Source organism: Enterococcus sp. AZ149, from assembly GCF_051714285.1.
GTDB lineage: Bacteria > Bacillota > Bacilli > Lactobacillales > Enterococcaceae > Enterococcus_D > Enterococcus_D entomosocium.
This window is the reverse complement of sequence record NZ_JBIORO010000001.1, coordinates 58,644-78,089: the sequence shown is the minus strand read 5'-3', so window position 1 is coordinate 78,089 and position 19,446 is coordinate 58,644. Positions and strand designations below refer to the sequence as shown.

Here is a 19,446-nt window from a genome sequence, read left to right as displayed (position 1 = left end):
AAAGTACATTAAAATAATTCTAAATAAAGAAAAATTCCAACTTCGAATATACTCCTCTAATCAGTAAAAAAGAAGCAAATTGCTTGCATTTACTGATTTTTAATCACTTCCTCTCCGATTCTTAAACATAAGGCGCTTTCATCAGCGGAATACAGCTTATTCTAGCTAGTCCCAGCCAAAACGGGTTCCTTCAGAAAGCAATGGATCACTCAATAAAATCCCCGGAAACTCTTCCTTCAATACAGATGTGCTTAATAATTGATACATAGCAAACGTGTTCTTCATCCCTAATCTTTCCAGCTGATCTAACGTTTGCTGCATCAAGTCCGCCGCTTGTGCCTTATTTTGTTTTAATAGATGCGTCCAGCCTTCAAAAAACGGCATAAAGATCGCTTGTTCAATGTGTTCTTTTTCATAAACATGATCTCGCCATATATGAAAGGTCTTTTCCGCATAATTCGCCTCGTCGAAAACAGCAAAGACAGAAAATACCGTCTCAAACGTGTTGTACAAAATATCTTCATTGCCAGGAATTTTTGCAAAGCGCTGACTCTTTTTGATGGCGATCGTCAAGCAGCGCCAAAGCAAAGCTGGCTCCATCGAAATTGCTACGCGGGCAAACAGCCGCAGCTCATAAACACCCCATGTATCGGTATTCAGCAAGTAATGCTTGGCAGAGTCCAAACAGTAATTGTGTTTCAGGTAAGCCTCCTCGATGGGCACCCCTTTAAAAAGCTCCTCTTTCATCAAGTAGTCAAAACGGATCAGTTGTAAGAAGTGGTCCAGCTCCAAGGAGTAATGCTGTTGAAAGTACGTGGTCAGCTTTTGATATTTCTTTTTTAATTTAGGTACTTCATCAATGGATTCGATCCCCATCGAACGGACATAGTCAACCATTAGCTTTTGAGCCTCCGAATGATGCTCCCCCGTATGTAGCAGCTGAAATTCGGCAAAACTAACTTCTAGTTTATCTAGCAAACGATGAAATCGTTCGCAGGAAATCGTCGTTTTGCCATTTTCAAATTGCGATAACAAAGACATCGACAATTGTTCATCCACTAATTCCTTCAACAGCAAGCCTTTGCTTTTGCGAAGCTCTTTCACTGTCGCACCATAATTGTTCATTTTTTCACCTTCTTTTTCAATATATTGAAATAAGCAGTTGCTTTTCCCAAAGAGCCTTTATAGTTGAATTATCTTATAGAAACGAGGGAAAAGCTATGGATACCCATATAAAAAAGAAAATGCTTCACGTGAAACATTTACAAAAAAGCTTCAAAGACAAAACTGTTTTGAAAGAGGTCACTTTTGACGTCACTCCTGGCGAAGTATTTGTCTTACTAGGATCAAACGGCGCTGGAAAAACCACTTTAGTCAAAATTTTGTCCACTATCCTACCTTTTGACCAAGGAACCGCGCTGATCGATGGGATCGACTTGACCAAAGATCCAGCAGCGATTCGCGAAAAAATCAGTCTGACAGGGCAATTTTCCGCCGTCGATCAAGAACTGACCGGACGAGAAAACTTGCTGATGATTGCTGCCTTGCGCCATGTCAAAAACAAACAGTTGATCGTCCAACAGTTGTTAGAGCGTTTTGATTTGGTGGATGCCAGCAACCGACTCGTCAAAAATTATTCTGGTGGCATGCGACGGCGCTTAGACATCGCCATGAGTTTTATCGGCGAACCTGACCTGCTCTTTCTAGATGAACCGACGACCGGGTTAGACCCGCAAAACCGCTTAGCCACATGGCACATGATCAAAGAGATCGCCGCTCAAGGACGAACGATTTTCCTGACGACCCAATACCTAGAAGAAGCTGAATTTTTAGCAGACCAAGTCGCCATTTTGCATGAAGGGAAAATCATCTTGCAAGGAACACCAACAGAAGTCAAAGCACTGCACCCTTCGCAAACGATGGAAATCAGCGTATTGACAAAAGAACACTTGCAAACCGTGCGTCAGCATCTGTCTGATTTTCCGCTGCAAGTCAATGAGTCCAGTCTCTCTCTGGCATTTCCCGTCAGTCAAGACTTCCAGCATTCCTTCACGCTGTTGCAGGAACTCAATCAACTACCGATCACCATCACCAGTTTTAATCAAAAGAATGCTTCTTTAGAGGATATTTTTCTAACACTTGTCCAAGGAGGAAACCAATGAAAGCAATTATAGAAACCAACACCTTATTCAAGCGCAATCTCTTGCTATCGATTCGCAGTATGGAGACTCTGCTAAGTGGAATTTTGACCCCAGCGATTTTAATGATCCTCTTCGTCTATGTTTTTGGTGGAGCTATGAACGTCGGCGATACTTCTTATGTCGATTTTGTCGTTCCCGGTGTCCTCGTCCAATGTATCGCCCAAAGTGCTTCCTCCGTTGGGGTAACGGTGACGGAAGATTTGAAATCCGGCATGGTGGAACGGCTGATGACCTTGAATATTTCTAACTCAGCCTTTTTAAACGGCCATGTCTTCGCCGCGACCCTTCGGAGCTTGATCAGTACCTTGGTCGTATTGATCGTTGCCATGGTCATCGGTTTTCGCCCTCAAGCCACAGTTGCTGGCTGGGGGCTCGCCTTCCTATTGATCTTTTGCTTCACCTTCGCTTTTACTTGGGTCTCAGTTCTGGTTGGTCTCATCGCCAAAAGCCCCGAGACAGCTACCTTGTTTACTGTCTTGATCACCCTGTTGCCCTACTTAAGCTCTGGTTTCGTCCCTACGGAAACCATGCCGCGCCCGTTAGCCATTTTTGCTGAATACCAACCAATGTCGCCGATCATCCATTCTTTGCGAGGGCTTTTGTTAAACTTGAAAGATACCACCTTGATCAGTGCCTTTAGCTGGTGCGGCGGTATCGTAGTCGTGAGCTGGTTCTTGGCACGAATGCTTTATCAGAAACGGATACGCTAGGTAAAAGGAATCAGTGGTATAATATAAGTAGTTTTCTATTATAAAAAGGCAGGGATACCCATGGATCTTAAAAACCGTCTGATCGCATTCGCTCAGACCTTCAATGATGTTCAGATCGACCATCCATTTGCAAAGTTTCCCGAGTACCAAGTCTTGCGGCACCGTAAAAGCGGCAAATGGTTTGGCTTGCTGATGACTGTAGAAAAGCAGAAATTAGGTCTGAAAGGAACGGGAATGATCGAGATTTTAGATGTCAAAGCAGCGCCCGAAATGGTTTCGATCATCAATCAAAGTCACGGCTATTTACCCGCTTATCACATGAATAAAAACCATTGGCTCACCGCATTACTAGATGGCTCTGTATCAGAAAAACAACTCCAATCTTTGTTACGAGACAGCTATGAACATACCCGTTAAACCCAAATATCACAAAAAACCGATCAACGATGCGCCAGTATAGGAGCACCGTTGATCGGTTTTCTTTTATAACGGATCCTGCGTCATCAGTGAGTCTAACGAAACACTTAGGCCAACTCTTCTCCGTTTGTTGCAATAACTTGTTTGTACCAATCGAAGGATTTTTTCTTGGAACGATCCATCGTGCCGTTGCCTTCGTCATCAAAGTCAACATAGATAAAGCCATAGCGTTTGCTCATTTCGCCTGTTGAAGCACTGACAAGGTCGATACAGCCCCATGGCGTGTAGCCGATCAAGTCTACGCCATCAGCAATCGCTTCCCCCATTGCTTCAATGTGGCGGCGCAAGTAATCGATACGATAGTCATCTTCGATCTTACCTTCTTCGTTAAAGGTATCAATGGCTCCTAAGCCATTTTCCACGATAAACAACGGTTTTTGATAACGATCATACAATTCATTCAACGCGATGCGCAGCCCTTCTGGGTCGATTTGCCAGCCCCATTCACTTGCTTCTAAGAATGGATTGCGGACGCCGCCTAACAAGTTTCCTTGCACTTCATCGGCTTCTTCTGTGGTGATATCCACGGCAGAAGACATGTAGTAGCTGAAGCCAACATAGTCAACAGTATGTTCAGCGATCAAGGCTAAGTCTTCTTCGGTAATCTCAAGATCCTCTTTATTGACACCGTGTTCTTTGTACAAACGATCCGTAAAGGATGGGTATTTTCCACGTACCTGCACGTCGGCACAGTAGTAGTTGAAGGCTTGATTATGGATCATCGTCGCCACTTGGTTGACTGGGTTCGCATCAATGCTGTAAGTCGTTGCATAAATGATCATACAACCGATCTGTAACTCTGGGTTTAATTCATGGCCGATTTTGACTGCTTTACTGCTGGCAACAAATTGGTTGTGCCACGCTTGGATCACGTTTGTAAAGTCGCTGGCACCCGTGCTGTTGACCATTCCTTGACTCAATGCAGAGAAATGGAAAGCAGAGTTGATCTCATTGAAGGTCATCCAGTATTTGACTTTGCTGTGGAACCGTTCCAAGACGACTTTTGCAAAACGCTCATAGAAATCGATCAATGCTCGATTTTTCCAGCCACCGTATTCTTTGGCTAAATGCAAAGGCATTTCATAGTGGGAGATCGTAACCACTGGCTCGATCCCGTATTTCAAACATTCATCGATCAGCGCATCGTAAAATGCTAGCCCAGCTTCGTTTGGTGTCGTTTCATCGCCTTTTGGAAAGATACGTGTCCAAGCGATAGAAAAACGATAGCTCTTAAAGCCCATCTCTGCAAACAACGCAATGTCTTCTTTGAAACGGTCATAATGGTCGATCCCGCGATGATTTGGATAAGTGTATTTGTCCTCATCGATCGTCCAATCAAACGTATCACTACCTAAAATCGCTAAACGCTGTTTGCCGCCAGGCATTGCATCCGCCACTGACAATCCTTTGCCATCGCGATCGAACGCCCCTTCTAATTGATTCGCTGCGGTCGCGCCGCCCCATAAGAAATTTTCTGGAAATTTTGCCATTTGCTCGTTCTCCTTTTGTTTTCTTTTGATAAACCTACCTAGCTGGTTACTGAAAAATCTCCGATAAAAAACAAAAAACCTAAATAAGAGCCGCTGCTAAAACGAGAATAGCGCTTTCTTATTTAGGTCTTGCCTGATCGAGTCAGTAACAATCCACGTGGGTTTTCTTTCTTTAACTATAGCACTAACTCATTGGCTTGTCATCATAAAATCGGTTTCTTTTAAACCGTTTCCCCCGTTGCATCGATACTTTCAGTTTGTGGGTGACCCTCCGCTTGCGCAGCTTCTGCTTCTGTTTTTAATTTTCCTTTATCTAAGACTTTAACAAAAGGAATGTACAGCAAGCAGCCTGCCAAAACGCAAACGACTTGTAGAACTGCGACCTGCCAGCCTCCAGCTAGAAACCCATTTAGAAAAATCGGTGTGCCAAAGGGAACTTGTACGCCACTAAGTCGTGGAACGATCCCACTCCAGATCGCTAGGTACGCCACAAGCACTTGAACCAATGGTGTTAATATGAACGGAATCGCCATGATTGGATTCAAAATCAGCGGTAAGCCAAAAATCACCGGCTCATTAATGGTGAACAATCCAGGAACGGCACTTAGGTTAGCGACTGTCCGTGATTGTTTTGATTTCGCCAACAGCAAAATAACGATAATCAATGACAATGTTCCCCCAGCCCCACCAATACCAGCAAACAAATCATAAAACGACTTGCTCAAAATATTTGGCAGCTCGGAACGAGCAACACCGCTAGCTAAAGCATCCATATTTTCCACATCCATTGGTAAGTACAAAGCGGTGACAAAGCTACCCACCACCAACGAACCATGGATACCGAAGAACCATAGCACCATTTGGATCAGTACAATAAATAACAACGAACCGACACTAGAAGACAAGCTTTGCAGCGGCATTGCCAAGATTTGATAGATGAAATCTGAAAATGAGCCATAAGAAGTAAAACTGAATGCCCAGCTAATGACGATCGCGGTAAACCCAGAAATAATTGCTGGAATCAAACCGGCGAAGGTATCCGTCACAAATTGCGGCACGCCTGCTGGCATTTTGATGGCGATATTTTTTTCTAAAATAAAGCAGTACAAACGAGCAAAAACTAAGCCGCAGATCATAGCGGTAAACAAGCCTTGAGCGCCGAGTTTGCTCATGTCGAGGGTCGTTGTTTCCTCCAAGGTGACCATTGGCGTCATCATCAAAAAGGCAAACAACGAAACGATGCCGGCAGGGACTGCCGACTGCTTAAATTCTGTCGCTAAACGGTGACCGACAAGAAAGGAAGCGTACACTGAGATAACCCCAACGGTCATACTGTAACCGACGGAAAAATAACCGCCAATATTGATCGAGTTGATAAAATCTGTCCACCCTTGAATCGGCAAAACTGCTAACAACAAGGCGATCGAGCCAATAATGTTGATCGGCAGCGTCGCCATCAACCCGTTCGAAATTGCCTTTAAATACCGATTGTTGGAGATTTTATCTGCAAATACTAATACCTTATCCATATATTTATCCATTTTCTTTTCACTCCTTTATTTGGATGACGAACAATACATCTTCGTGACAATTGTGGGGATGGAAAACAGTGATACCATCAGTAACTGTCAGTTTTGGTTTCAAGAAACGATTGGTGTTCAAATCGATCAATGTGACGGTCGCTGTAGAAAGATCTCCTTGCAGGCGAACTGTTGTATTGCTTGGCAAGTAAAGCAAGGCATCCTTCCTTCCTGCGATAGCTGCCATACGAATCTGTTCATCTGCATCGATCAAGCGCTCTAGGCAAGGCACAAGCTCCTGAATACTTAATAATTCAAATAATTGCTTGATAAAGCCATAATCATCTGCCCCAGGAAAAGACAAAGCCTCTGGCCAAATCATCGGACGGTCAAACGCTTCCCCGATTTCTTCCGCAAAGGTTGCCGTCGGGGTTTGCCAACTCCAGATGCCGTGGGCACCGTACGTGATCCCAGCCGAGCCGCCGGCTAACAATGATTGCCATGCTGCTTTGCGGACATCTTTTTGACCAAATCGACCGTATACGTGACGGGCATAGCCCATTTGTTCATAGCAAGGTTCCGAGTTGATGATCGGCAGTTGCGGTTCTCGTTGATAAAAACGCTCTGCCAAATAATAAGGCATATTCAAAAAGGCGCTGTTATGACCTGATTGGTATAAAAATAAGTTCAAATGTTCGACGATAGGTTCAGGGATTTCTTCAAAACGTCCCTTGATATGAATCGTTTTCAAGGTATTGGGCGAATGCTTTTCAAAGAAAACAAAGGCTTCTAGATACGTATCGATGGTTGGCTGTGTTGGGAAGTCCGTATCGCCACCAATAAAGTAGATCGGATGGAAGGCATCAAACGTCTTAATCACTTTTTGATAGTAGGCCTGGCGGCAATCCTCCGGCAACACGTTGCGTTCTTTGTCCAACTGGCTAGCCCAAGTGCCAGCGACATAGTTTGACCACAAGACAACCAATGCTAAAGTAAAGCCTTTCTCATCGGCAATTTTACAAAGACGCTGAGCCCGTTCGAAATAGGCATCCTCCCAAACCGTAAAATCAAAGACACCCGCATCAAGGGGAAACGGCAAGCAGTCAAATTGACCACGGCTGCGATCCCATTGCGGTAACACATTGATTTGAAGGGTGTTGAATCCCTGCTCTTTGCGTTTGTCTAAGTAGGTGATCCAGTCATTTTCTTGAATACTAGTAAAAGCACTCCAGCAAGTATCGGCTAAATAAAAGAAATGCTGTCCGTCTCGCAATAAGGTGCGTTTGTTTTGGTTTACGGTGATTTTCACGGTGGAGCTCTCCTTTCATCGGCACAAGTTGTGCACTGGCGGTTATTAATCAATATAACTACTGAGCCAGCCTTCGCACAGCTCAAACCATTTGGCGACATGGGCATTGAGGTGACTTGACTTGCGTGCCGTTGTTCGATCCGCTAATGCCAGTCCGTGTTCGCCTTTTTCAAAAATATGCAGTTCGAATGGAATTTCTGCTTCTCTTAATTTGACCGCCAACTTCAACGAGTGCGCCACATCGACTAAGACGTCTTCCGTCGTATGCCAGAGAAACATCGGAGGTGTCCACTGATCGACATGATGCAAAATGTTCATGGATTGAATGGCTTCTTCCGTCGGTTGTTTACTCCCAAAAAAGCGCTCGTTGGCAGTTAAAGGTGTTTCGATTAAACGAGCGGCAAAGCCTAGCTCATCGATTGGGAAAGCATGCTCTTGATAAACCAATGGGTAGCCAGCGATCGCCAAATTCACTTTCAGTAAGTCACTGCTGACGCCCAACACTTCTGCCAGCTCAGCATCGTGCCAGCGCGTCGCTAACTGTAATGCTAGATGTCCGCCTGCTGAAAAACCGCAAACGATGATTTGATCCTCATCCACCAACCATTCATGAGCATGCGCACGAATGATTTTGACGGTTTGGGCGGCTTCCATCAAGGCATTGTGGGGAACGTTTTTCACCTGATCACCGGTGGTGTACCATAAAACAACGCTATTTAGCCCGATACTATTGAATTTCAAGGCAATGACTTCCGCCTCTCGATCACTGGTAAAGGCGTAGCCGCCGCCTGGACAGACGATCACTAGCGGTCGTTTCTTGCCGACATTGTACTCTTTGGATTGGTGCAATAAATAGGTATCCACGTAAGCCGTTTGATTCAGTTGAATTCGTTGAATCTCCATATAGTTCCTCCTTTATCCTTCACTAAAAGCAGCTGACTTCTCAATGAACCGTTTCCATTTTTCATATTTCAAACGGATCACGGCCTGTTCGGCTTGCGGAACGATCGTGGTTTGCTGAATAGCTGGTTCATTCATGGTTGGTTTGGCAACAAGCATTGTGCCGATGGCTGAAAATTCTTCGACTTCGCTGACGATGACGGGTTTATTGATCAAAGTCGCCAATAAGCTCATCAAGGCGCGGTTTTTCGAAACACCGCCATCGATCATTACCTGATTGATCAGTCGTTCAGCGACTTCTTCCATCACATCGATCACTGCTTTGATTTGAAAAATGATGCTTTCTAAAACGGCTTTCAACAGCTCATGAGTCGTCGTTGTGCGTTTCATGCCGACAAAGCTGGCAGTCATCGTATTATCCCAAAAAGGGGCACCCATTCCTTGCAATGCTGGGATAAAATAGATGTCTTCTTGACTGTCACTGGTCAGCACTTCTTGACAGATCTCAGCTACATCTGGCAGCGGAGCCACTTGCTCACTGAACCAGTTGATGGCGTCACCACAGGAACGGATGATGCCTTCTAGCGCAAATGCTGTTTCCTGGCTAGTTTGCCAGCCGACCGTCGTCAAAATGCGGCGATCCCGCAACGTCTGCTCCTGCTGCACTTGCATCATGATCGAACAACCGGTGCCCATCGTGATTTTTACATCCCCAAGGCTTTGACAACCTTCCCCAAATAATGCCGCTTGTGAATCGGCTAAGATCCCTTTGATAGGGATTCCGTGATAGCTACCGAAAACCGTATCAGCAGGTTGGATCACTGGCAAGTCTGCTAAATGGATGCCAAAAAGTTTGACGAGTTCTGCATCCCAACGGCCCTCTTCAATATTGTAAAACAATGTTCGGCAAGCGTTGCTGGCTTCTGTCGCAAATACTGTCCCTTGCGTTAAATTCCACAACAGCCAGCTGTCCATCGTACCGATCGCCAACTCGCCAGTTCCCGACTTTTCCTTGATGGCCGATAATTCTTGGGCCAACCATTTCACTTTGGTGCCAGAAAAATACGGGTCTAAGCGCAAACCGGTCTTTTGATTGATCGTCCTTTCCCAGCCTTGTGCCGTCAATTCTTCACAAATCGCGGCGCTGCGGTTGCATTGCCACACGATCGCATTGTACAGGGGATTGCCGGTCAATCGATCCCAAGCAACGATCGTTTCTCGCTGATTGGTCAATGACAAGGAAACGATTTGATCTGCAGTGATCGCTTGTTCTTGAAACACTTGTGCCAGCAATTCTTGGACATTTTGCCAAATCTCGAGGGGATCATGTTCGACCCACCCGACTTTTGGATAAATTTGGCGATGTTTTTTATCGTAACGCTGCAGGATTTTCCCTTCTTGAAACAGTAAGAGCTTGGTACCGGATGTACTCTGATCTAAAACAAGCTGATAGGTCTTGTCCATCTTAAGCTCCTAGAAACGCAACCGCTGTTTTCGCTATGGAGGCACCGTCTAATCCATAATGGGCAAACAGTTCTGACGAAGAACCAGTAATCAAGGCTTCATCCGGAAAAGCAATGATTTTTTGTCGAATGTCCGTTTCTTCTGCCAGCGTTTCCGCCACGGCAGCTCCTAAGCCGTTGTATCGGCTGTGTTCTTCCACAGTGATCACGGTGCCTGTTTCTTTCGCCACTCGTTTGACCGTTTCTGAATCAAAGGGCTTCAAGGAATGAACATTTAAAACGGTAGCAGTGATACCTTGTTTTTCCAATAGCTCAGCAGCATCCAACGCTTGGCGCACGGTTTCGCCAGTGGCGAGCAATGCGACATCTTGACCGCTTCTCAGCTCAATGGCTTTGCCGATCTCAAAAGGATAATCTGCAGAATCATAACAATCTTCAACAGGATTGCGACCGAGACGGATATAGGCTGGTTCATTTGATGCCGCTAAGGCTTTAAACATTTGGATCGTTTCAAAGCGATCTGCTGGCAACAGCACTTGCAAATTAGGGATCGCTCGTGCCACTGCGATGTCTTGCAAGGAATGATGACTCATGCCTAATGCCCCATAGCTGACACCGCCGCTGATGCCTACGAGTTTGACATTTTTATTCGAATACGCGACATCGACTTTGATCTGCTCGATACTGCGCATGCTGAGAAAACAAGCAGGGGATGCAACGAAAGGGCGTTTGCCCATATGGGCTAAGCCGGCCGCAATACTGACGATGTTTTGCTCTGCGATCCCTACTTCCACCAATTGTGTCGGTAATTCCTCGGCAAAAGGTGCTAACGAAGCGGAACCACGAGAATCACTGGTCAACACCGTGATAGCAGGATTCTTTTTTCCTTCTTCAATCAATACGTCGCACATCGCTTGGCGATTGGCAATATTATTTTTTCCCATGAGTCAAAACCTCCATTTGCTGATCAAGTTCGGCAATAGCTTGTGCAAACTCTTCTGCCGTTGGCACTTTATGATGCCATTGCGCTTGATTTTCGGCTGCAGAATAGCCTTTGCCTTTGATGGTTTTAGCAATGATCAGCTTCGGTTGATTGGGCTGATGCGGTTTTTCTAATGCAGCCACCAAGGCAGCCATATCATTGCCATCAACGATATGCACATCCCAACCAAAGGCACGCCATTTTTCATCTAGCGGCTCCACTGCCATCACATCTTCCGAGGCTCCAGTGATCTGCAAGCCGTTGCGATCAATGATGGCGGTCAAATTGTCCAGCTGGTAGTTGGCAGCCGCCATGGCTCCTTCCCATACCGAGCCTTCTGCTAATTCGCCATCTCCCAACAACGTATAGGTTTGATACGTGCGGTGATCCAGTTTGCCTGCCAAGGCGATCCCTACTGCGACGGGTAAGCCGTGACCTAGCGAACCAGTATTCATCTCAACCCCAGCTACTTTATTGTTTGGATGACCGATCAGTCGTGAACCAAATTGCGAAAAGGTGGCTAATTCTTCTTTCGGCAAAAAACCTTTGTCAGCTAAAACGGCCCATAGTACTTCTGCAGCATGTCCTTTACTTTGGATATACTGGTCACGATCTTGCTTTTGGGGATCTTTCGCATCCACATTCATTATCTGATAATACAGGGCCACTAAAATATCGGTACAAGAAAGATCCGAACCAGTATGACCCGTTTTTGCTTGATAGATCAGCTCTAACACGGATTTTCGAATCGTTAAAGCCTTCATTTCCAGCTCGTTTATTTCCATGATTGATCCCCTCTCAAGTATGCTTTGACGTCTTCTTCGATCGGATCATAAAAATCTGGCTGCACGCCGATATATTTGCACGCTTCGTACAAGATCGGCACCACATTTTTTCTGACCGCCGCAACGTGATGAATATAAGGGCCTTCAACGAGTTTGAATTCCAAGCGATTCAAATTCGCAAATTCTAGATAGAGATAGGTCCCTTGATTGTATGGTCCATCGATCCCTTTGCCGGTGCCCATCAGCAACGAATACTCGCCGTTGTCTCCATCAAAGCGACACAACGTATACTCGTCTTTGATTGCCCGAAAAGCGACTGATCCCGGATAGTCAAAAACAAAATGCCGTTGCGGCAAAATGGGTTTGGTCTCCGCAGTGGAATAAGCAAAAACCCCTAAGTGCTGCAGCAATTCGCCATTCTCGTTTTCTGGATGGCGGCAGTTGACATCCGCAAAGATCGCACGGTGTTCCCCCAACGAAGCGGCTTCGACCAACAGTTCCGAGATCGCCCCATGAACATCCGTCTCACAGACAAAAGGCAGACCTTCTTCTTGTAAAAGCGACAGGGAGGCATACGGTAAAATACCGATTTCGTCTTGTAAAGCCGTCCAACACTGGATGACCCCTGCATTGCAGCCGTAGCTTTCACATAAGTTTTGCAAGGCCACTTTAAGGGCTGCCACCATCTCCAAATCTTTCGTCGAAATTTGGACTTTTGTATTGGTTTCGAAATAATCAATGACTGCTTGCAATTTATCTGGCTGCTGTTCTTTGACTTTCTTGATTTCTTGCACCACTTCTTGGATCGGTACTGGTGATAGCGAGATATTGAAACGCTCCAATAGTTCGCCTTCGTTGCAAATCACGGTCCAAAAATCAAAGGGGCGTGGGCCAACTTGCAAGATTCGTGTTTGTTTGAAGGTCTTGACGACATTGCAGACTTTGATAAAGTCTTGCAAGCCGCGGGCAAATTCCGGTGAATCAATATCAGAATTTTTGACATAGGTGAAAGGTACCTTGAAACGGCGCAAGACTTTCCCGATAGCGAAAAGACCGCATTGCGTATCCCGCAAACGTGAACCGTCGGCGGCTGGTGTCTCGTCTTTGGGTCCCCATAATAAGACGGGAACATCTAGTTTTTTGGCTAGACGAGCACAGGCATATTCCGTACCAAAGTTTTCATTGGCTAGAAAAAGACCGTCGATTTTTGCTGCTTTGAATTTTTCGGCGATTTTTTCAACCCCTTCATCATCGTATAGCAAGCCATCTTCGTTGATATCTAAAATATCTACATAATCAATGGCCAGTTCGTCCATTTTTTGTCGTGTCAGATTGGCGTACTCAATGGCTGCTTCTGCACTAAATAAATTTCTTCTAGTTGGGGCGAACCCGATTGTTACTTTATCCATACAACCACCCTTTGCGTTTTAGTATATTTAGCTAAATTTTTATTTCTTCGACGATTCGTGCTACATTTCTGCTCAGAAATTCCTCATCCGTCAGTAAAACGATTTTTTTATTAGGAAAGGCTGTTGCGACTTTCGCTTGATTGAAGCGGGTTTGAGGAGCTAAAATCAAAAAATCATAGTCATTTCCCACCATAAATATTTCTGAAAAAGGCGCGGAATTCACTTGGTAATGCTGATCATCCGCTAGTTGTTCTTTGAGCGCTTTGACGAGCAGTGCGCTGGAGAGCCCAGTTGCACAAAAGAGACCGATCTGTGTCATCTATTCACTTCCTCAAAATGTAATCCCTTACTTTTTACACCTTAAATATAGCATAAGCTAAATATTTTGCAATAGTTTTAGATAAATATTTTTGTTTTATAACTAAAAAAAAAGACAAAACGCTTGCTAAACGTTTTGTCCTGCTTCTTATTTTTTTCTTATTTGATGCTTTCGCGTTCGACGATCGTCGTGGCGACCAGCATTTTCAGATGGTTTTCATCTTCACTGGTGATTTTCTCGATCAAGCGTCGCACAGCTTGGCGACCAAGGTAAACTTTATCTACTTTGACGGTGGTCAGCGGTGGGTTGCAAAATTCCGCCAAAGGAATATCATCGAACCCAACGATGGCCAACGGATGATCGGGGAACACTTCGCGAATGGCTTTCATTGCACCGATGGCGATATTGTCATTGACCGCAAAAAAGGCGCTTGGTAACGGCCGCTGATCGGCACGCAAGGATTCCAAATAGACCTTCATGTCTTGATATGAGCCCTCCAAGGTGGGTTCTACTAAGGCTTCCGTCTCTTCATAATGGATCAGATCATGCTCTTGGATCGCTTGAATAAACCCTTGCTTGCGTTCACGGAAATTGTTGATTTGAAAGGTTGAGTTGATGATGCCAATGTCTCGGTGGCCTTTTTCGATCATCTTTTCAACGATCTCATAGGCGCTGTCACGATTATTGATGGCGACAAAATCAAAGTCCTGCGAATTAAAAATCGTATCTAAAATCACTAAGGGTACTTCCAAATGACGGAAGACTGCTAAATCTTGTTTTTCCAATTCCGTTCCTAACAATAGCAAACCATCTACTAATTCTGGGCGAATCTTTTCGATCGGGTCTTCCTCTGGCGCCAATGTGATATGGGAAATGACCAATTCATAGCCTAACGCGCTGCATTCCATTTCGATCCCCCGGATCAATTCAGAAAAGAAAGGCGTATCCCCTACGACATTTCCTTGTTTGTTCATTACAACAAATTTGATCTTTTGGCTTTCCGTTTTTTTAATTTCTCGCTGATCAAAATACCCCATCTCACGAGCGATCTTCAAGATCGCTTGCCGTTTTTGTTCACTGATCCCCTTACGATTGTTGATTGCATTAGAGACAGTTCCGCTGGAAACGCCAGCTTTTCGGGCAATATCAGAGATCACAACTTTCATTTGCTCACCGCTTTCTGCTTCTCATTCTGTTAAAAGTATAGCAAAAGAATTGTTTTTTTACTACCAAAAAAGCTAAAACAAACTAAAATTTTTAGTTTGTTTTAGCTTCTACTTTGATTAGTTACTTTGTTCCGCCAAAATGCAGAAGGACAATGGGTCGATGGTTATCCTTGGCGCTGCTACGCCGCGAGAAGTGATCCCAGCTCCTTTGGGGTCAGCAACGATGTGCAAAGAAGCATTTTCTGTTGCCGTCGGTAAGTCAAAGGACCAGCTTTCTTCCGTGCTGTTGAGTAAAACGAACAAGGAACGCCATGGATGCTGTTTGTCACGATTGGGTACTTGATACGCCAAGCGATTTTCATCCTTTGTCTCATAAAAGACTATGCTTTCAGCCGTTTGGGTCGTGGCATCTCTCAATGGTGCATAGGACTGCCGCAATGCCCACAAGCCCCGATACAGCTCGCGCAACTCTTTGAAGGTTTTGGCACGTGACCAATCCAGCTGATTGACTGCCAGTGGCGAACGGAAGGAATTTTCATCGCCTTCTTTGGTACGGCCAAATTCTTCCCCAGCTTGAGTCAGCACTGCTCCTTGGCTAGTAAACAAAATGGCTGCTGCTAGTTTATTGCGGGCTAAAAGCTCAGGATCAAACTCATAATTTCTTTCCTTCACTGAAGCCTGCATGGTTGCCACCAGCTTGTCCCATAAGGTCAAATTATCATGGACTGAAGCATAGGCGATCACTTGGCGGGGCGATTTTGCCCAGCGCTCGGCGCCTTCTTGTGCGGCAACTTTCGTATTTCCTTGAATCGCCGTTGCCAAATTTGCTGCATAAAAGGTTTGCTTGACTTGCGGTTGACCATTCATTCCTTGAATAAACGCGCCGTCTGTTTCTTCAAAGACATCGCCTTTGATACTGTCTCTTAAATCATTGCTAAAAACAGCAACGCCTTCTGACAGTGCCCAAACATTACTTTTATTTGCTGGGATATTCGGCTGAATAATTTGATTGCTGCCGGCATCCCATGGCTCGCCGTATAAAATCACATGGCTGAAGCCGGCATCATCTAGGCGTTGCCGCAACTGGTTCATGGTTTCCACATCGATCAGGCCCATCAAATCAAAACGAAAGCCGTCGATTTTGTATTCTTGCGCCCAATATAAAACTGAATCAATGATAAATTTACGCATCATTTTCCGTTCAGAAGCCACTTCATTGCCGCAAGCAGAACCGTCCGCAAAATTCCCTGCATCATCTTGACGGTAGTAATAATCAGGCACCGTCAAATTAAACCATGATTCTTCCGTGATCGCAGTGTGATTAAAGACCACATCCATCACAACGCCGATGGCTTCTTCGTGCAGCGATTGGATCATTTGCTTGCATTCACGAATCCGCGCCTTGGGATCACTAGGATCAGAAGCGTATCGTCCTTCAGGTACATTGTAATTTTTCGGATCATAGCCCCAATTGTAGGCAGACGAAGTTTCATCATTGTCAAAATCGAAGATCGGCAGCAGATGAACATAATTGATCCCCAGCTCTTTTAAATAGGCCATGCCAGTTGGTTGACTTTCATCTCCCACCAGATGGGTCTTTTTTTCAGTGAAGGCTAAATATTTTCCGCGATTTTCTGGTGAAATACCGCTGTTTTCGGCACCACTGAAATCTTCGACATGCAATTCCCAAATATAGGCATCTGTGATCGACTGCTGACCGACGCCGTGACTTTCCTGCCAACCTTCAGGATCTGTTTCCTTTAAATCAATGATCGCACCGCGGTTTCCGTTGATCCCTACTGCCTTGGCATAAAGATCCATCGCTTCTATTTTCTGCCCATCTCGTTGAAACTCAAAGGTATAAAACAGCTCCTTGACGTTTTCTTCCGTCGTGACTTGCCAACAGTTGTCTTCTTGAACCATTGGCAGCGTCAGCAGACGATCGTCAGTCCCAGCAACACCGCTTTGATAAAGCAATACTGAAACGGCCTCTGCCTCTGGTGACCAGCATTTGAACGTGGTTTGCTGTCCTTGAAAAGTCACACCAAGATCATTCCCGTGATACGTATGTTCTTCTAAAAAACCGATCCTGCTATCGATCGCAATCTTTTTTTCTCCATACTGCGTGTTTTGTCCCATCAAAATTCCTCCATTCAACGTTTCTAACTATAAAAGCCAGTTACTTTTCTGCTATTTCTACCTTCTCATATTTCTTGAAAATTGCCAACAATAACTGACAGCGTGCATACAAAAAACAGCTAAGACCAAAAAAGCAGGCAATGTACATGCTGAAAACCAGCGCATAGGGTGAAAGAAGCATGATGACAATAGGGGCTGCCGTCAGAATATGAAGACTAAGTATTTTAAACGGGTGCTTTGCGGCGACTTTTATGCTGTTCAAAAGGATCGTTTTGATTCCGCTATCGTAACGTGCGAGTAAGAAAAACGAAACTTGGAAAAATTGAAGCCACATGAACGTACAAATTACTAAGCCTATGGTAAAAAGATCAGGCGTCCCTTTTAGTTGGAAATAATACAACCAATCAGCAGTCAAAAGCCACAAAGAAAAAAGTAGACTGAGCCAGATAAGAGTGCTCTTTCGAAAGCTTTGGCAAAAGACCGACCAAAACTGCTGAACAACAGCCGGTGCTTTTCCTTCTATCAGATCAGTCGCCACTTTAGAACCCGCAGTAATGGCTGCACCGATCGTGAAGAGCGGCAAACTAAAAAACAAGAGTAGTACATTTAATAGGAGCAACTGGCTGAATTTCCAAGCGATTCGTGCGAAGAAGTTTTCTGAATGAAAAAAGTGTATCATGTGGGTTTACTCCTTTACTGATCCGACAACGATTCCTTGAACGAAATATTTTTGTAGAAGCGGATAAATAATCAATAACGGCACCACTGCCACCACGATCTTCGCTGCATTCAAGTTTCGATCAGAGACCGCTAGTAGACTTTGTAGCTGCTCGGAAGTCAAATTCCCGGCTTGTTGCATTGTTTCAGCAATGTTGACTGATAGTGTTTGGATATAGGTCATTAAAGGATAGTTTTCAGTCTTGGTCATATAGATCAGTCCACTGAAAAAATCATTCCAACTACCGACAATACTGAATAGAGAAACGGTTGCCAAACACGGCAAAGACATTGGAATATAGATTCGTCCCAAAATCTGCAGTGGGTTGGCCCCATCGATCCGAGCAGATTCTTCCAATGATTTGGGAATTCCCCGAAAGAAATTCATCACCAAGATCACACTGCCGATAGGGACTGCACTAGGTAAAATCAGGGACCAAATCGTATTCAATAACCCTAGATTGCGAACGACCAAATACGTTGGGATCATGCCGCCACTGAAGAGCATAGCGAAAACCATCACACTCATGAATAATTTTCTCGTTCGAAATACTTTTTTTGATTTAGATAGCGGGTAAGCCATCGTTACGATCATCACCAAATTCAGCAATAAAGAGATCACCACACGAATGACTGAAATACCAAAAGAACGCCAAAATTGCTGATCGCTCATGATGCGCTCATAAGCCGCTAAGGTCAGATCTACTGGCCATAGCCCCACAGCATTTGCCGCGACGGCACTGCTGCTGCTTAAAGAAAGTGCCACGACATTCAACATCGGTACTAAACAAGAAAGAGCCAAAATAATGACGATCAAATAAATTACTGCATGCCGTATACTAAATTTTTCTTTCATCTCTTTTTTCCTTTCCTTAAAACATCACTCTGTCAGTCTTCTTCTCCGCAATTTTGTTGGAAGACCAAATCAAGAATAGACCGATCACCGATTTGACCAGACCAACGGCGGTTCCTAAGCTATAGTCTCTACCGATCAGACCGATTCGGTAGACATAGGTATCGATAATATCGCCGCTTTGATACACAACCGGAGAATACAGGTTATAAATTTGGTCGAAGCCGGCATTCAAGATATTAGGCAGCGACAAAATCGTCATCAGCAAAATAAAAGGCATCATCCCCGGCAGGGTTACGTGCCAGACTTTTTTTGACCAAGAAGCACCATCCATCGTTGCTGCTTCATATAATCCCGGATCAATCGAGGTAATGGCAGCAAGGTACACGATTGAACTGTAACCAAAACTTTTCCAAACATCGGTCCCGATCAGCAAACGAGGAAACAGCTGATTACTACCCAAAAAGTTTAATGGTTCTACACCAAAGTTTTGTAAAATCTGATTCACCGTTCCATCAAGACTGAATAAATTGACCACTACTGAAGCCAATATGACCCATGAAAGAAAATGGGGCAAATATACGATGGTCTGAATGGAGCGTTTCATCCACTTTACACGTACTTCATTTAATAGAATCGCAAAAAGAATCGGTACGATCGTATTAAAGACAATTTTCCAGAAAGCGATGAAAATCGTGTTTTTAGTTACTAAGAAAATATCCGGTAAACTGAACAAATAGCGAAAGTGCTCGAATCCCACAAATTCAGAACCAAATACACCTTTCGCTGGCACATAATCTTGAAATGCCATCAACAACCCAAACATAGGACCATATGAAAAAATCAAAATAAAAATGATGCCTGGTAAAATCATCCCTAGAAAGAAAAGCTGATCTCGAGAAAACCACTTTTTCTTTTCTTTTTTGCTTTCTTTTTCAACAGAAAGTTCCATTTACTTACTCCTCCATAAATTTTTTGCCTCACCAGCCGCTTGATGAAAAAATTC

18 protein-coding genes are annotated in these 19,446 nt (G+C 44.5%); 3 read left to right on the top strand and 15 right to left on the bottom strand.

From position 1 onward, the window contains the following. Positions 1 to 165: 165 nt before the first annotated feature. Positions 166 to 1,125: a helix-turn-helix domain-containing protein gene (locus tag IGI94_RS00355; protein ID WP_438899294.1), complete on the bottom strand. Its 960-nt coding sequence runs from the start codon at positions 1,123 to 1,125 to the stop codon at positions 166 to 168. A 95-nt stretch (positions 1,126 to 1,220) separates the two neighbouring features. On the opposite strand from IGI94_RS00355, the gene IGI94_RS00350 reads away from it, so the two are divergent. From IGI94_RS00350 to IGI94_RS00340, 3 genes are read left to right on the top strand one after another with little or no spacing between them, the layout of a single operon-like run. Beyond that, on the top strand, positions 1,221 to 2,162 hold the full coding sequence (locus IGI94_RS00350; protein WP_429960314.1) for an ATP-binding cassette domain-containing protein: 942 nt from the start codon (positions 1,221 to 1,223) through the stop codon (positions 2,160 to 2,162). Continuing rightward, positions 2,159 to 2,911, top strand: a complete 753-nt coding sequence (locus IGI94_RS00345; protein ID WP_016611635.1) for an ABC transporter permease — start codon at positions 2,159 to 2,161, stop codon at positions 2,909 to 2,911. The genes IGI94_RS00350 and IGI94_RS00345 overlap by 4 nt, the downstream gene beginning before the upstream one ends. A 60-nt stretch (positions 2,912 to 2,971) precedes the next feature. Then, positions 2,972 to 3,328, top strand: a complete 357-nt coding sequence (locus tag IGI94_RS00340) for an MmcQ/YjbR family DNA-binding protein (RefSeq protein ID WP_008376686.1) — start codon at positions 2,972 to 2,974, stop codon at positions 3,326 to 3,328. 107 nt (positions 3,329 to 3,435) lie between these two features. Here the strand turns inward: IGI94_RS00340 and IGI94_RS00335 are convergent, their stop codons facing one another. The 14 genes from IGI94_RS00335 to IGI94_RS00270 all read right to left on the bottom strand — a co-directional run bounded on the left by IGI94_RS00335 (position 3,436) and on the right by IGI94_RS00270 (position 19,392). Beyond that, the gene (locus IGI94_RS00335) at positions 3,436 to 4,878 is read right to left on the bottom strand and encodes a glycoside hydrolase family 1 protein (RefSeq protein WP_005226517.1); all 1,443 of its coding nucleotides are present in this window, start codon (positions 4,876 to 4,878) and stop codon (positions 3,436 to 3,438) included. Between the two features lie 221 nt (positions 4,879 to 5,099). Then, entirely contained in the window at positions 5,100 to 6,419 is a 1,320-nt protein-coding gene (locus tag IGI94_RS00330; protein ID WP_016611642.1) for a PTS sugar transporter subunit IIC, read from the bottom strand. A 7-nt stretch (positions 6,420 to 6,426) separates the two neighbouring features. Beyond that, the gene (locus tag IGI94_RS00325; RefSeq protein WP_438899293.1) at positions 6,427 to 7,707 is read right to left on the bottom strand and encodes an apiosidase-like domain-containing protein; all 1,281 of its coding nucleotides are present in this window, start codon (positions 7,705 to 7,707) and stop codon (positions 6,427 to 6,429) included. Between the two features lie 45 nt (positions 7,708 to 7,752). Beyond that, positions 7,753 to 8,610, bottom strand: a complete 858-nt coding sequence (locus IGI94_RS00320) for an alpha/beta hydrolase (RefSeq protein ID WP_429947270.1) — start codon at positions 8,608 to 8,610, stop codon at positions 7,753 to 7,755. A 12-nt stretch (positions 8,611 to 8,622) separates the two neighbouring features. Continuing rightward, a complete protein-coding gene (locus IGI94_RS00315; protein WP_438899292.1) occupies positions 8,623 to 10,071 on the bottom strand; it encodes an FGGY-family carbohydrate kinase in 1,449 nt (482 codons plus the stop codon). A 1-nt stretch (position 10,072) separates the two neighbouring features. Next, positions 10,073 to 11,014, bottom strand: a complete 942-nt coding sequence (locus tag IGI94_RS00310) for a transketolase family protein (RefSeq protein WP_420657277.1) — start codon at positions 11,012 to 11,014, stop codon at positions 10,073 to 10,075. Next, positions 11,001 to 11,837 carry a transketolase gene (locus IGI94_RS00305; protein WP_420657276.1) on the bottom strand — a complete coding sequence of 279 codons (837 nt, stop codon included), beginning with the start codon at positions 11,835 to 11,837 and terminating at the stop codon, positions 11,001 to 11,003. The genes IGI94_RS00310 and IGI94_RS00305 overlap by 14 nt, the downstream gene beginning before the upstream one ends. Next, the gene (locus IGI94_RS00300) at positions 11,828 to 13,246 is read right to left on the bottom strand and encodes an L-fucose/L-arabinose isomerase family protein (RefSeq protein ID WP_438899291.1); all 1,419 of its coding nucleotides are present in this window, start codon (positions 13,244 to 13,246) and stop codon (positions 11,828 to 11,830) included. Before IGI94_RS00300 ends, IGI94_RS00305 begins: the two co-directional genes overlap by 10 nt. A 31-nt stretch (positions 13,247 to 13,277) precedes the next feature. Beyond that, positions 13,278 to 13,565 (bottom strand): PTS cellbiose transporter subunit IIB, encoded by a 288-nt coding sequence (locus IGI94_RS00295; RefSeq protein ID WP_438899290.1) that lies wholly within the window; start codon positions 13,563 to 13,565, stop codon positions 13,278 to 13,280. Between the two features lie 158 nt (positions 13,566 to 13,723). Next, positions 13,724 to 14,731 carry a LacI family DNA-binding transcriptional regulator gene (locus tag IGI94_RS00290; protein WP_016611647.1) on the bottom strand — a complete coding sequence of 336 codons (1,008 nt, stop codon included), beginning with the start codon at positions 14,729 to 14,731 and terminating at the stop codon, positions 13,724 to 13,726. A gap of 117 nt (positions 14,732 to 14,848) precedes the next feature. Next, positions 14,849 to 16,870, bottom strand: a complete 2,022-nt coding sequence (gene pulA / locus IGI94_RS00285; RefSeq protein WP_438899289.1) for a type I pullulanase — start codon at positions 16,868 to 16,870, stop codon at positions 14,849 to 14,851. Between the two features lie 40 nt (positions 16,871 to 16,910). Next, entirely contained in the window at positions 16,911 to 17,549 is a 639-nt protein-coding gene (locus tag IGI94_RS00280) for a DUF624 domain-containing protein (RefSeq protein ID WP_008376711.1), read from the bottom strand. A 6-nt stretch (positions 17,550 to 17,555) separates the two neighbouring features. Then, the gene (locus tag IGI94_RS00275; protein ID WP_438899288.1) at positions 17,556 to 18,443 is read right to left on the bottom strand and encodes a carbohydrate ABC transporter permease; all 888 of its coding nucleotides are present in this window, start codon (positions 18,441 to 18,443) and stop codon (positions 17,556 to 17,558) included. A gap of 16 nt (positions 18,444 to 18,459) precedes the next feature. After that, positions 18,460 to 19,392 carry an ABC transporter permease gene (locus IGI94_RS00270; protein WP_008376715.1) on the bottom strand — a complete coding sequence of 311 codons (933 nt, stop codon included), beginning with the start codon at positions 19,390 to 19,392 and terminating at the stop codon, positions 18,460 to 18,462. Between the last annotated feature and the right edge of the window lie 54 nt (positions 19,393 to 19,446).

Coding starts and splice junctions, on each gene's coding strand:
- IGI94_RS00290 (WP_016611647.1), bottom strand. CDS start 14,731: ATGAAAGTTGTGATCTCTGATATTGCCCGAAAAGCTGGCGTTTCCAGC.
- IGI94_RS00315 (WP_438899292.1), bottom strand. CDS start 10,071: ATGGACAAGACCTATCAGCTTGTTTTAGATCAGAGTACATCCGGTACC.
- IGI94_RS00330 (WP_016611642.1), bottom strand. CDS start 6,419: ATGGATAAATATATGGATAAGGTATTAGTATTTGCAGATAAAATCTCC.
- IGI94_RS00300 (WP_438899291.1), bottom strand. CDS start 13,246: ATGGATAAAGTAACAATCGGGTTCGCCCCAACTAGAAGAAATTTATTT.
- IGI94_RS00280 (WP_008376711.1), bottom strand. CDS start 17,549: ATGATACACTTTTTTCATTCAGAAAACTTCTTCGCACGAATCGCTTGG.
- IGI94_RS00310 (WP_420657277.1), bottom strand. CDS start 11,014: ATGGGAAAAAATAATATTGCCAATCGCCAAGCGATGTGCGACGTATTG.
- IGI94_RS00340 (WP_008376686.1), top strand. CDS start 2,972: ATGGATCTTAAAAACCGTCTGATCGCATTCGCTCAGACCTTCAATGAT.
- IGI94_RS00275 (WP_438899288.1), bottom strand. CDS start 18,443: ATGAAAGAAAAATTTAGTATACGGCATGCAGTAATTTATTTGATCGTC.
- IGI94_RS00355 (WP_438899294.1), bottom strand. CDS start 1,125: ATGAACAATTATGGTGCGACAGTGAAAGAGCTTCGCAAAAGCAAAGGC.
- IGI94_RS00320 (WP_429947270.1), bottom strand. CDS start 8,610: ATGGAGATTCAACGAATTCAACTGAATCAAACGGCTTACGTGGATACC.
- IGI94_RS00335 (WP_005226517.1), bottom strand. CDS start 4,878: ATGGCAAAATTTCCAGAAAATTTCTTATGGGGCGGCGCGACCGCAGCG.
- IGI94_RS00350 (WP_429960314.1), top strand. CDS start 1,221: ATGGATACCCATATAAAAAAGAAAATGCTTCACGTGAAACATTTACAA.
- pulA (WP_438899289.1), bottom strand. CDS start 16,870: ATGGGACAAAACACGCAGTATGGAGAAAAAAAGATTGCGATCGATAGC.
- IGI94_RS00345 (WP_016611635.1), top strand. CDS start 2,159: ATGAAAGCAATTATAGAAACCAACACCTTATTCAAGCGCAATCTCTTG.
- IGI94_RS00305 (WP_420657276.1), bottom strand. CDS start 11,837: ATGGAAATAAACGAGCTGGAAATGAAGGCTTTAACGATTCGAAAATCC.
- IGI94_RS00270 (WP_008376715.1), bottom strand. CDS start 19,392: ATGGAACTTTCTGTTGAAAAAGAAAGCAAAAAAGAAAAGAAAAAGTGG.
- IGI94_RS00295 (WP_438899290.1), bottom strand. CDS start 13,565: ATGACACAGATCGGTCTCTTTTGTGCAACTGGGCTCTCCAGCGCACTG.